Source organism: Celeribacter halophilus (assembly GCF_018860305.1).
GTDB lineage: Bacteria > Pseudomonadota > Alphaproteobacteria > Rhodobacterales > Rhodobacteraceae > Celeribacter > Celeribacter halophilus_A.
Window position 1 is genome coordinate 17,569 of the sequence record NZ_JAHKPE010000021.1, and the last position, 12,990, is coordinate 30,558.

The 12,990-nt window shown below is 58.1% G+C and carries 12 protein-coding genes; 7 read left to right on the top strand and 5 right to left on the bottom strand.

Annotation, left to right across the window (positions count from 1 at the left end):
- Positions 1-361: 361 nt before the first annotated feature.
- The 6 genes from rsfS (at position 362) to KO492_RS07595 (ending at position 5,923) form a co-directional block, all read left to right on the top strand.
- Entirely contained in the window at positions 362-751 is a 390-nt protein-coding gene (gene rsfS / locus KO492_RS07570) for a ribosome silencing factor (protein ID WP_216044409.1), read from the top strand.
- The gene (gene rlmH, locus KO492_RS07575) at positions 751-1,221 is read left to right on the top strand and encodes a 23S rRNA (pseudouridine(1915)-N(3))-methyltransferase RlmH (RefSeq protein ID WP_216044410.1); all 471 of its coding nucleotides are present in this window, start codon (positions 751-753) and stop codon (positions 1,219-1,221) included. Before rsfS ends, rlmH begins: the two co-directional genes overlap by 1 nt.
- Positions 1,222-1,371: 150 nt before the next feature.
- Positions 1,372-2,898: a 2,3-bisphosphoglycerate-independent phosphoglycerate mutase gene (gene gpmI / locus KO492_RS07580; protein ID WP_216044411.1), complete on the top strand. Its 1,527-nt coding sequence runs from the start codon at positions 1,372-1,374 to the stop codon at positions 2,896-2,898.
- Entirely contained in the window at positions 2,895-4,025 is a 1,131-nt protein-coding gene (locus KO492_RS07585) for a murein hydrolase activator EnvC family protein (RefSeq protein WP_216044412.1), read from the top strand. Before gpmI ends, KO492_RS07585 begins: the two co-directional genes overlap by 4 nt.
- A gap of 41 nt (positions 4,026-4,066) precedes the next feature.
- Positions 4,067-5,392, top strand: a complete 1,326-nt coding sequence (locus tag KO492_RS07590) for a S41 family peptidase (RefSeq protein ID WP_216044413.1) — start codon at positions 4,067-4,069, stop codon at positions 5,390-5,392.
- A gap of 51 nt (positions 5,393-5,443) precedes the next feature.
- On the top strand, positions 5,444-5,923 hold the full coding sequence (locus KO492_RS07595; protein WP_216044414.1) for an RNA pyrophosphohydrolase: 480 nt from the start codon (positions 5,444-5,446) through the stop codon (positions 5,921-5,923).
- 24 nt (positions 5,924-5,947) lie between these two features.
- Here the strand turns inward: KO492_RS07595 and KO492_RS07600 are convergent, their stop codons facing one another.
- From KO492_RS07600 to dapE, 4 genes are all read right to left on the bottom strand, one after another.
- The gene (locus KO492_RS07600) at positions 5,948-7,204 is read right to left on the bottom strand and encodes a lytic murein transglycosylase (protein ID WP_216044415.1); all 1,257 of its coding nucleotides are present in this window, start codon (positions 7,202-7,204) and stop codon (positions 5,948-5,950) included.
- Positions 7,205-7,298: 94 nt separating this feature from the next.
- Positions 7,299-9,554, bottom strand: a complete 2,256-nt coding sequence (gene rnr, locus KO492_RS07605; RefSeq protein ID WP_216044416.1) for a ribonuclease R — start codon at positions 9,552-9,554, stop codon at positions 7,299-7,301.
- Positions 9,555-9,666: 112 nt separating this feature from the next.
- The gene (locus KO492_RS07610; RefSeq protein WP_216044417.1) at positions 9,667-10,092 is read right to left on the bottom strand and encodes a GNAT family N-acetyltransferase; all 426 of its coding nucleotides are present in this window, start codon (positions 10,090-10,092) and stop codon (positions 9,667-9,669) included.
- The gene (gene dapE, locus KO492_RS07615; protein WP_216044418.1) at positions 10,089-11,234 is read right to left on the bottom strand and encodes a succinyl-diaminopimelate desuccinylase; all 1,146 of its coding nucleotides are present in this window, start codon (positions 11,232-11,234) and stop codon (positions 10,089-10,091) included. The genes KO492_RS07610 and dapE overlap by 4 nt, the downstream gene beginning before the upstream one ends.
- Before the next feature lie 341 nt (positions 11,235-11,575).
- On the opposite strand from dapE, the gene KO492_RS07620 reads away from it, so the two are divergent.
- Positions 11,576-12,547 (top strand): transporter substrate-binding domain-containing protein, encoded by a 972-nt coding sequence (locus KO492_RS07620; RefSeq protein WP_252735435.1) that lies wholly within the window; start codon positions 11,576-11,578, stop codon positions 12,545-12,547.
- A gap of 60 nt (positions 12,548-12,607) precedes the next feature.
- Here KO492_RS07620 and KO492_RS07625 read toward each other — a convergent pair whose 3' ends face one another.
- Positions 12,608-12,958, bottom strand: a complete 351-nt coding sequence (locus tag KO492_RS07625) for a hypothetical protein (protein ID WP_216044420.1) — start codon at positions 12,956-12,958, stop codon at positions 12,608-12,610.
- Positions 12,959-12,990 lie beyond the last annotated feature (32 nt).

Sequence of the window (12,990 nt, forward strand, 5' to 3'; positions counted from 1 at the left end):
AGGCGTGCCGCGCACACCAAAAACCCCGCATCAAAGTCGGGCTAGGACGGAGTTCATCGCTCCGAAGAATCGCCAGGGCAACCAGGCCCGGTCCGTGATCTCAAACATGCGCTTCATGAGGTGTCACATATAGGCTGCGCGCGAGTCTCGCAAGGGAGATGCGCATCTGTCCCCGCATTCATGCAACTCACACAACGTCAATGGATCGATGGCAAGGGGCTAAACATTGAGATTTCACCAAAGCAATGCTATCTTGGTCCCATGCCCAGTGCCGGGGCGGACCGGCGCGTATCCCAAGGAGGACTATGTCCTGTCTCACGTACAGAGCGCGGCTGAGAATGCCGCAACCCCGGAGGCGCCCATGACGGGAGCCATACCGGACCAGATCGGAGGCGAGCAATTGCTCGATTTCGTCACAAAGACCCTTGACCAAGACAAAGCCGAAGATGTCGTGTCCATCGACCTTCAGGGCAAATCCGAAGTGGCCGATTACATGGTCATTTGTTCGGGCCGTTCGACCCGTCAGGTTTCGGCTATGGCAGAAAAACTGTCCGACACGCTGAAACAGCGGTTCGGCATCCTGTCCCGTGTCGAGGGCAAAGAGCAAGGCGATTGGGTGCTGATCGACGCGGGTGATGTGATCGTTCACATTTTCCGTCCGGAAGTGCGCGATTTCTACCAGCTCGAAAAAATGTGGATGTCTCCGGAAGACGCCAAAGCGGCGCTTGCGGGCAAAGCCAGCGAGAACTGATGCGGGTACAGATTTGCGCTGTGGGCCGGCTGCGCGCCGGTCCCGAGGCGTCTCTGATTGACGATTACACCACCCGCTTCGATCGCACCGGACGGGCCTTGGGGCTTGGTCCGCTGAGTATCGCCGAGGTCGAGGACAAAAAGGGCGGCGGCATGAAGGCCGAGGCTACCCTCTTGCAACGCGCCCTGCCAAAAGGCGCCGTTCTCGTGACTATGGACGAGCGCGGCAAGCTTCTGTCCTCTCCCGAATTTGCCAGCAAACTGGCCGAATGGCGCGACGCAGGACGTTCCGATGTGGCGTTTGTGATCGGGGGCGCGGACGGGATTGATCCGTCTCTACGCACACAGGCAGATTTTTCCATTTCTCTGGGCAAGATGGTCTGGCCGCATATGCTGGCCCGCGCCATGTTGTGCGAACAACTATACCGCGCCGCCTCCATTTTGGCCGGATCTCCCTATCACCGGACATGATTTGAGTATTTTTAGCACAAAGGAGCGCAAACCAGTGCCCAAGTCGCATTAAACTCGTGGCGCTTGCGCAATCAACTTGTGCTTCAAGTCGCGTGTGAAAGGCTTTAGATAGAGTGCAACTGCTTTGCTCTTCACAGAAGGAAGCCCGCTATGGCCACACCGAAACCCGTCGTCCTGTGTATTCTCGATGGTTGGGGCATCGGCCCGACAAAGGAAGCGAACGCACCGGCCCTTGCGAAGACGCCCACCTTTGACCGATTGATGGCGGAATGTCCGCACAGCACGCTGATCACCTTCGGCCCTGACGTAGGTCTGCCCAGCGGACAGATGGGCAACTCCGAAGTCGGGCACACCAATATCGGTGCAGGACGTGTTGTAGCGATGGATCTGGGGCAGATTGATCTGTCTATCGAGGACGGGTCCTTCTTCGACAATGAAGCAATTGTGCGCTTTGCCAAGAACGTCAAAAAAGCGGGCGGAACCGCGCACCTCATGGGGCTCATCTCCGACGGCGGCGTTCATGGCCATATCGAACATACACTGGCCGCGACCAAAGCCGTGATTGCCCACGGCGTTCCGGTGGTCATCCACGCCATCACAGACGGGCGCGACGTGCCCCCGCAATCGGCGGCGGATTTCATCAAGGACCTTGAGGCACGTCTGCCCGAATATGCCACCATCGGCACGGTGATCGGGCGCTACTACGCTATGGACCGTGACAACCGCTGGGAACGCGTGTCCCAAGCCTATAACGCGATTGTCAAAGGTGTCGGTGTTGAACGTGCTGCCACGGCGCATGAAGCCGTGGAAAACGCCTATGCGCGTGGTGACACAGACGAGTTCATCACCGCGACCGTCATTGGCGATTACGACGGGATCGTGGATGGGGACGGGTTCTTCTGCAACAACTTCCGCGCCGACCGTGCCCGCGAGATCCTGCGCGCCATCGGGGAGCCGGGGTTCAAGGATTTCGACACCGGCCCACGTCCGAATTACTCGGAACTGCTTGGCATGGTGGAATATTCCAAAGACCACAACGCCTATATGCAAACCGCTTTTCCGCCACGCGATCTCAAGAACACGCTTGGTGAATGGGTTTCCAAACACGGGTTGAAACAATTCCGGCTGGCGGAAACGGAGAAATATCCGCATGTGACCTTCTTCCTCAACGGCGGCAAGGAAGTCCCCGAAGAGGGCGAAGACCGGTTCATGCCGCAATCTCCGAAAGTGGCGACCTATGATCTGCAGCCGGAAATGAGCGAACCGGAAGTGGCGGAGAAATTCGTCTGGGCGATTGATGAGGGCTACGACCTGATCGTCACCAATTTCGCCAACCCCGACATGGTCGGCCATACGGGTATTCTCGAAGCTGCCATCGCCGCTTGCGAAGCTGTCGACGACGGTTTGGGCAAGGTGGTCGCAGAGCTCGAAAAGGTCGGCGGCGCGATGCTGGTGATCGCGGACCACGGGAATTGCGAGACGATGGTCGACCCAGTCACAGGCGGACCGCACACGGCGCATACAACGAATCCCGTGCCGGTGATCCTGTTTGGCGGGCCTGACGGGGCCAAGCTGCGCGATGGCGGTCGACTGGCCGATGTCGCCCCGACCATCCTTGAGCTGATGAACCTGCCCCAGCCCAAAGAAATGACCGGCGAAAGTCTGATCATCAAATGAAGGCTCTGATCGCGGCAACTGCGATGGCCGTTCTGGCCAGTTCCGGCTATGCGCAGGAAAGTCCTGTGGCTCTGGCCGAGGCGGCGGTTGCGCAATTCCATGACGCGCATAGCCGTCTGGAGGCCGCGCAATCGGCCTCGGATCGGGTGAAGGCCCTGACCGGTGTCGTGCAAGCCTATGAAGAAGGGCTTGAGGCGATGCGGTCGGGCTTGCGGCAAGTGTCCTTGCGCGAAGCCGAACTGTCGCGGGAGTTTGCCGATGAAAGCGGGCAATATGCCCAGCTTCTCGGTATTCTGGTCGGGATGAAGCCCGATGCCTCCCCCGAGGCACTGGTGCATCCAAGCGGCCCTCTGGGACAGGCCCGCGCCGGAATGCTGGTCGCCTCTGTCGCGCCGACCGTTCAGGCGCAGGTCGAAGACATGCGCGTGCGTCTCGAAGAGGTCCAAATCCTGCGGGAATTGCAAAACGAGGCGCTCGAAACGCTCTCCCAAGGTTTGCAGGAAGTACAGCAGGCACGCACCGAACTGTCACAAGCCATGTCGGATCGCACCGACCTGCCGCAGCGCTTCACAACCACCCCCGAACGGATCAAAACACTTATCGACAGCTCGGAGACCCTCGAAGCCTTTGCATCGGGTCTTGCCGTGATGGATGTCGTGGACGGGATTTCGCCCCTGCCCGATCTGGGAAGCGCGCAAGGATCATGGCCGATGCCCGTGCCGGGCCGCATGCTCAGAAACTTCAACGAAGCCGATGCGGCGGGTGTCAAACGCCCTGGTTGGCTCTGGGCAGCGCGACCTTTGTCCCTTGTGACAACCCCCTGGCCTGCGACGCTGCGCTACAAAGGCCCGTTCCTCGACTACGGAAACGTGATCATCCTTGAACCCGCAAATGACGTTTTGCTCATTCTGGCCGGGCTTGATGAGGTCTATGGTGATATCGGAGCCGTCCTGCCCGCAGGGACGGCAGTGGGTCTTATGGGCGGCGCTGCTCCAGATCTCGATGACTTTGTCGAGAATGCCAAACAAGGCACTGGCGTGAGCCTTTCGGAGACGCTTTATATAGAAGTAAGAGAAGGCGGACAGCCCGTGAACCCCGAACACTGGTTCGCCGGCGCTCCGCTTTGAGACGATCAAGGGCCGGCAGGGGCCCGAGAAAGAGGAAAGAGATGAAGAAATACATGATGGCTGGCGTGGCTGGCATTCTGGCCGGAACGTTGATCTCGACCCAGTTCGCCGGACCGCTTTTAGCGCAAGAAGCGGAGAAAACGTCGAATGTCTACGAACAGCTCGATCTCTTCGGTGATGTGTTCGAGCGCATCCGCGCGCAATATGTCGAGGAAGTTGATTCCGAAGATCTGATCGAGGCCGCCATTGACGGCATGCTCTCCTCTCTTGATCCGCATTCCTCCTACCTCTCTCCGCAAGACGCCGCCGACATGCGGGTTCAGACGTCCGGCTCCTTTGGCGGTCTCGGCATCGAGGTGACGCAGGAAGAAGGTTTCGTCAAAGTGGTCGCGCCGATGGACGGCACCCCTGCCGATATTGCCGGTATTGAAGCGGGCGATTTCATCACCGCTGTAGACGGACAAAGCGTGCTTGGCATGACTTTGGATGAAACCGTCGAGATGATGCGCGGGCCGGTCGGCTCCGAAATCGTGATCACCGTCGTGCGCGAAGGCGTCGATGATCCTTTCGATGTCTCCATCATCCGCGACACGATCAAGCTCACCGCCGTGCGTTCGCGTGTTGAGGGCAACTCCATTGTGCTTCGCGTCACAACCTTTAACGACCAGACCTATCCGAACCTCGAAAGCGGATTGAAAGAAGGTGTCGAAGAACTCGGCGGCATCGACAATGTCGATGGCATCATCGTTGATCTGCGCAACAACCCCGGCGGCTTGCTGGATCAGGCGATCAAGGTCTCCGACGCCTTCCTTGACGAAGGCGAGATCGTGTCCACCCGTGGACGTTCGCCCGAGGAAAGCACCCGCGTCAACGCCACCGAAGGTGATCTGGCACAGGGCAAACCGATTGTCGTGCTGATCAATGGCGGCTCCGCGTCGGCATCCGAAATCGTGTCCGGCGCATTGCAAGACCATCACCGCGCTGTGGTTGTCGGGACGAAATCCTTTGGCAAAGGCTCCGTGCAAACGGTTATGCCGCTGCGTTCCGACGGGGCCATGCGCCTGACCACCGCGCGCTATTACACGCCGTCGGGCCGCTCCATTCAGGCTTTGGGCATCTCCCCCGACATCATCGTCGAGCAGCCGCCGCGTCAGCCTGTCGCCGAAGAGGCCGAAGAGACACCGAAGTTCCGTTCCGAAGCCGATCTGCGCGGAGCCCTCGACAATGACAGTCTCACCGAAGACGAGCGCGCCAAGATCGAAGAAGAACGCGCCGCTGCCGAAGAAGCTGCCAAACTGCGCGACGAGGACTTCCAACTGGCCTATGCGATCGACCTTCTGAAAGGTCTGTCGAAAATCGGTGACTGATAACACGAGGGGCGCCCAACAAAAGCGCCCCTCTTTTCCAAGGCAGGTCTCATGAGCAAAGATTTCTCCACCCTCCCCTATCGTCCCTGTGTCGGCGTCATGCTTTTGAACGACAAAGGGCAGGTCTTTGTCGGTGAACGCATCGACACCCCCGGCGCATGGCAAATGCCACAGGGCGGGATTGATCCGGGCGAGGAACCGCAAGAGGCCGCGTTGCGCGAGCTTTGGGAAGAAATTGGTGTGACCTCCGATCAGGTCGAGGTGCTTGCACAGACCGCCGACTGGCACACCTATGACTTGCCCGATCACCTTTTGGGAAAAGTCTGGAAAGGCAAATATCGCGGACAAAAACAGCTCTGGTTTGTCCTGCGCCTGACCGGTCCCGAAAGCGCCATCAATATCGAGACCGATCATCCGGAATTCGGCCAGTGGAAATGGTCCAATGCGGCTGAATTGGTCTCTGATATTGTGCCGTTCAAACGTGATATTTACGAGGCTTTGGTGGCCGAATTCTCCGACCACCTCGCCTGATCATTACACGGTGCGCGAAACGCTTCAGCGCAACTGTTTCAGCAATGTCTGTGAGGGGTAGCCATCCGGCGTGACCCCGATGGACGTCTGAAACGCACGGATCGCATTGGTCGTGTTCGGCCCGATGATGCCGTCCACCTTGTCATCCAGAAAGCCTTTGCGCTTCAAAATCCGCTGCATCTGCTTTTTCTCCTGAAAAGAGAGGGGCTGATAGCCGCGCGGCCATGAGGCTTGAATGGCTGGCCCACCTTTGAGCCGGTCCGACAGATGTCCGACCCCGATCACATAGGCATCCGCCTTGTTGTAGCGCTCAAGCACGGCGAAATTGTCAAAGATCATGAACGCCGCGCCGGACGCTCCCGCAGGCAAAAGGATCGAAGCGCGCCCGTAGTTCGGCACAGTTCTCCCATCGACCCCAACCACGCCCAAAGCGGCCCAATCCGACGGGCTGCGCATGTTGTCGCGGCGCGCCGAACTATAGTCGAACCCGCTGGGAAGACGCACTTCAACGCCCCAAGGCTGCCCCTTGTTCCAGCCATGCCGCGCCAGATAGGCGGCAGTGGACGCCAGCGCATCGGTCGGATCATTCGACCAGATGTCACGCTTGCCATCGCCGTCACCATCCACAGCAAAAGCCTCGAAAGAGGTCGGGATGAACTGCGTATGGCCCATAGCACCGGCCCAGCTTCCCTTCATGTTGCGCGGATGGGTGTCGCCTTTTTGAAGGATTTTCAAAGCCGCAATCAACTGCGCCTCGAAGAACTTTCCGCGCCGCCCGTCATAGGCCAACGTCGCCATCGCTTCGATCACATTCACATCGCCGCGGTGTTCGCCATAGGCGCTCTCCAGCCCCCAGATCGCGGTGACAACATATTTATCGACCCCGAACCGCCGCTCGATCGCATCAAGCGTCTTGGCATATTTGCGCATGGCTTTCTGACCATTCGACACCCGAGTCGGTGACGCGGCACTGTCGAGGTAATCCCAGATCTGCTTGGTAAACTCGGATTGACGCCGGTCCTTGGCAATCACATCCGTGTTGTAGCGCACGCCGCGAAACGCCTGATTAAGCACCGTTTCGGAAATACCTTCACGCCGCGCACGCTGTTTGAAATTCGCGATCCAAGTCTCGAATCCGGCCTGAGATGCCACGTTTTGCACCAAATGAGCTCCCGGTAACTGAGGCGGTGTCTCCGCCATACGTCCGGCAGTTTGCGCGAACGCGGAAGTGAGGCCAAGCCCCAGAGAGATGCTGATGGCACCGATAACAAGAGAACGCATACTGACTGCTCCGTTTGATTTTGGCTCAGGCTAAACTGAATCGGCACCGGCCTTGAACTGGGCAAATTTCGAGCGGCGATTTTCCGCTACGATCTCACTTTCTCCGGCGCTGCACCTTTTTCTTGAGCTTGGCTTTCTTCGCCTTGGACTTGTTATATTTGCGCGAGACAGGACGCCCCTTTGCACGGCGCGGACCGCGCGGCAGCATGGCCCCGTCAATGGACAACAGTTCCAATTCCAACCCGCCCGTCTCCGGCACCGCTTCCGCGATTCGCACGGTGACTTTCTGACCAACAGAAATCACAATACCGGTCTCCGCGCCCATGAGGGTTTGTTCCTCCGGATCAAAATGGAAGAACTCCGCCCCGATCGTCCGCACCGGCACAAGCCCGTCCGCCCCCGTTTCGTCAAGCTTGACGAAAGCACCAAACTTCTGGATGCCGGAAATATGTCCCGTCATCTCGTTACCAACGCGCTCGCTCAGATAGGAGGCTAGATAGCGGTCATTGGTATCCCGCTCGGCAACCATAGAGCGCCGTTCGGTCTCGGAAATGTGTTTTGCGGTGGCTTCGAGCCTTTCGATCTCTTCCGGCGACAAGCCGTCCTTGCCCCAGCCATGCGCCGAAATCAGTGCGCGGTGCACGATCAGATCAGCATACCGCCGGATCGGAGAGGTGAAATGGGCGTAAGACCGCAGCGCGAGGCCAAAGTGCCCGAAATTCTCGGGGAAGTAATAAGCCTGCGACATTGAGCGCAGCGTCGAGATGTTGATCAGCTCGTCGTGATCCGTTCCTTCGGCCTGCGCCAGAAGTTTGTTCAGGTGCGACGTATGGATCACCTGCCCCTTGGCCAGCGTGAAGCCCGAAGCCTGCGCCACTTCGCGCAGGGCATCCATTTTCTCGTCCGAAGGCTCTTCGTGAACGCGATACAAAAGCGGGCGGTTGCGATGGAACAACTCTTCGGCCGCCGCCACATTGGCCAGCACCATGAATTCTTCGATCAGCTTGTGTGCATCATAGCGTTCCGACAGAGCGACGGAGGACACACGCCCGTCTTCGTCAAGAACGATCTTGCGTTCGGGAAGATCCAAATCCAGCGGCTGACGGGCCGTGCGCGCGCGTTTGAGGGCTTCGTAAGCCTCGAACAGCGGTGTGATGACGGTCTCCATCAGCGGGCCGCATTTGTCATTCACATCACCGTCACGCGCCGCCTGAACTTCCGCATAGTTGAGCGAGGCGGCGGATTTCATCAAACCGCGAACAAACCGGTGCGAGAGCTTTTTACCTTCCGCATCAATCACCATCCGCACCGCAATACAAGCGCGCGGCACACCCTCGTGCAGCGAGCACAGATCACCGGAGAGGCGGTCCGGAAGCATGGGCACCACGCGATCCGGGAAATAGGTCGAATTGCCCCGATTCCACGCCTCGCGATCCAGCGCCGAGCCGGGCGTCACATAATAGGCCACATCAGCAATCGCGACCCAAAGGATAAAACCGCCTTCATTCTTCGGATCCGTGTCGAACTCGGCCCAAACCGCGTCATCATGGTCTCGCGCATCCGCCGGATCAATCGTCACAAGCGGCATATCGCGAAGGTCTTCGCGGCCATTGAGACCCGCGGGTTTGGCCTTGTCAGCCTCTGCGATGACCTCATCGGGAAATTCGTCTGGGATGCCGTGTTGGTGAATCGCGATCAACGACACCGCTTTGGGCGCAGTCGGGTCGCCCAGACGGTTTATTATCCGTGCGTTCGGCAGGCCCATCCGGTTCTTCGGTCCGGCCTGTTCGGCCTCGACCAACTCACCGTCATGTGCGCCGTAATCATTGCCCGCGCGGACAAGATAGTCTTTCTCGTTACCCTTATCGATAGGCACAACATGCCCGCCCTCCGCGCCTTTACGGTAAACGCCAAGGATTTTGCGTGGGTTAGAGCCTATTTTCCGGATCAGCCGTGCCAGATATTGATGATCCTCGCCCTTCACTTCCTGAAGTTTCGCAAGGATGCGCTCCCCTTCGCCAAGCGCGGGATCGCTGTCTCTGAGCGACAAAAGAACCCGCGGCTCGGGACCGTCTCCGGTCCACTCCAAAGGACGCGCGAAGAGATCACCGTTCTGGTCCGGCGCGAGCACGGACAGCACAGACACCGGAGGCAGTTTGTCGGGATCGCGATAGGTTCTACGCTGTTTGCGCAGATGGCCCTCGTCCTCAAGCTCTTTGAGCACGCGTTTCAAATCAATGCGCGCAGCGCCTTTGATGCCGAAAGCCTTGGCAATGTCGCGTTTCGCGGTTTGGGTCGGGTTGTCCGAAATCCACTGGAGGATTTCGTCCTTGGTTGGGATCCTGCTCATACACCAAAGCTATCACGAGGCGATCCGCCTCACCACTGGCAAAGCGATCTCCCGTCAGGATTTCACACGTGAAGTTGCGCAGGCAGGCGGTCTATCGCCACCCCAAAAGCGCCTACAGGTCCAGAACCATATCGTGATGCGGAATGCCCCCGTCCAGATATTCCTCGCCAATCACGCGAAAACCGAAGCGTTCATAAAACCCGATTGCATGGTTTTGTGCGCCGAGCTTGGCCTGTTTCAAATGCGGACGCTGACGCAATTCTTCAAGGCAGGCCTCGATCAACCGCGCACCGAGCCCCGTGCCGCGCTGCGATTTCACGACACAAACCCGACCAATCTTGCCAATCTCTCCGACCTCATAAATGCGCGCCGTGCCAAGCGCCGCGCCATCCACACCCTTGGCAAGAAGATGCGTTGATATATCGTCGAGATCATCAATCTCATCTTCGACAGGCACTTTTTGCTCCTCGACGAAGACCGCCATTCTCAGCTTGTGACAGGCGTCGATATCTGAGGTTTTCGAGATTGTGACAGTCATGCGAAATAGTCTCCAATCAGGCTGGAATAGACATCTTTCAGAGCGGTGATGTGGGCGACCTCCACATGCTCATCGACCTTATGCATGGTCTTTCCAACCAGCCCGAATTCAACTACGGGGCAATGGTTTTTGATGAAACGCGCATCAGACGTGCCACCTGTGGTGGACAGCTCCGGCGTAACACCCGTGGATTTGGCAACCGCCTCCGCAACCAGATCGACAAAACGACCCGGCGGCGTCAGGAAACTTTCGCCGGAAATCTGGAAACTCACATCAATCGCGACGCCTGTTTTCTCGGACATCGCTTTCGCCTTGGCACGTATCCAGTCACTCAAAGACGCGCCCGAATGGGCATCGTTGAAGCGGATATTGACCGTTGCCTGCGCAGTGGCGGGCACGACATTGGTGGCCGCATTACCCACATCAAAGGTCGTCACCTCAAGGTTGGACGGATCGAAATGTTCGGTGCCCTGATCAAGGCAATGCTCAGACAGTTCCGACATCAGCTTCGCCAGAGCCGGCACGGGATTGAGGGTCTGATGCGGATAGGCGACATGGCCTTGCGTCCCGTGCGCCGTGAAATATCCGGTAATAGAGCCGCGCCGACCGATCTTGATCATCTCGCCCATCGTGTTCGGACAGGTCGGCTCACCGACCAGACACACGCTCATCTTCTCGCCCGCCTCTTCCATATAATCCAGAAGCGCAATGGTCCCGTCCGTAGCGTCCCCCTCTTCATCTCCGGTTATGGAAATGATGATAGCAGTCTCATCGGGCCGGTTTCGGGTCGTATAATCGCAAGCCGCCGCGACAAATGCGGCCACGCCGGACTTCATATCGGTCGCCCCACGCCCCCAGAGCTTGCCCTCCTTGATCTCGCCGCCGAACGGATCGACCGTCCAAGCGGACTCATCGCCAACAGGCACAACATCCGTATGCCCGTTGAAACCCAGCGTGCGCGGCGCGGCCTTGTCTCCCCATCGCGCGAACAGATTCGGCGTCCCGTTGCGATCGACCCTGACACAGCTAAATCCGGCCTCACTTAGGGTCTTTTCAAGCAATTCAAGCGCGCCCGCCTCAAGGGGTGTCACACTCGGACAGCGAACCAAAGCGGCGGTCAATTCAACGGGGTCTAGGGCCATAATACGTCCTCTGGGATTGTTGCCCCGTAGAACTACCGAGGCTTGCGCCGGTGAGCAATGCAAAGGTTAACCCGACGTGATCCGACACCTCCACACGCCCCAAAAGTGATTGTGTCTGCTCTTTGTGCACCCAAGACGCGAAGTCGTTGCACTTTTGTCACCCCTCTCCCGACCCGTAACGTCATAAAAGCCGTCTTTTGTTCCGCGATTGAAAACGGCCCCTGTCCTATGCCATACGCAGAGACAGATGAGGGACGACTATGAAACACGTTTTGCGCATTTTAGCGACATTTTTTGTGCTGTGCGGTCCATTCTCGGCAACAGCCCAAGACCACAAAGTCATGACCGTAACCCGCGTGCCGTTTTCAATGGAAGAAGGCGGCGAGCAAACCGGATTTGCCATAGATTTGTGGGACGCTCTCGCGAAAGATCTCGGCTGGTCCTATACGGTTTCCCGCGTCGACACCTTCCCCGAAATGCTCGCGGCCATCGAAAACGGCGAGGCTGACGCCGCCGTGGGCAACATTTCGATCACCTCCAGCCGCGAATTGGTGATGGATTTCACCCAGCCGATCTTTGAGGCGGGTCTCCAGATCATGACCCGCGCCGATGGCGGGGAGATTTCGATCTGGTCGGCGATTATGTCACGGGACATGGTTCTGGCGATTGCTGGTGCATTTGCCCTTCTATTCGGTGGCGGCATGTTGATGTGGTATTTTGAAAAGCATCATCAGGAATACTTCGCCCTGCCCGCACGCAAAGCCATGTTCCCCGCCTTTTGGTGGGCGCTGAACCTCGTGGTGAATGGTGGTTTCGAAGAGCGCCAGCCGCGCTCGCCTATGGGGCGCGTGTTTGGTGTCTTTCTGGTGATTTCGTCTCTGTTTCTCGTGTCTGTCTTTGTCGCGCGCATTACCGCTGTGCTGACGATTGAAGCCATCCAGTCGAATGTCTCCGGCATTGGCGATCTTTACGGCAAAGCTGTGGGCACGGTCGAAAACTCCACCGCCGCCGAGTTTCTTCTCCGGCGCGATCTGAATTTCGATCCCTATGCCAATCCTGAAGAGTTGATTAAGGCCTTTGAACAAGGCGATATTGATGCCGTTGTCTTCGATGCACCGATCCTTGCCTATTACGTCAGCCATGAGGGCAAAGGGATCGGACGTGTGGTCGGGCCGATTTTCCTGCCGGAAAACTATGGTATCGCTTTGCCGACCAGTTCTCCGAACGCCGACCAGATCAACCACAGCCTGCTCAAGCTGCGCGAAGACGGCACCTATAACCAGATTTACCGCAAATGGTTCGGCCAGAAATAAGACGGAGCAAGACAGGTTTTAGAGACTGATCCGGCGGGAAACCGTCACTTTGCCGTCACTTTAGTGACGTGTCCCGTTGTCGCCTTCGAAAAACGGGGTCATCTGCGCGACGATCACCGAGTTTTCGTCCAGCGCGCGCTGCATCAGCTCTTTTTCCTCGTCGGAAATCTCGTGCCCCTCGGCAAGGCGCTCTTCGAGCGTGCCGTAGCCGGTCACATCCAGCGGCGCCACATCCGCCTGTTTCAGGATCGCGACAGTCTCGCGCACGGCTTCTGCTTCGTCCACGCCAGAAGCGTAGATCATCAGCGCGCCGCCTGTTGCCCCTTTGGGCAAGCCGTCACCGTCCTTACGGCCAACTTCGACCAGAAGGGTGTAGACTTTTTGACGGGAGGGTTTTGCGGATTTTGACATGCCTTCCCTTTGCGGAGGCGCGGGTAAAAAGT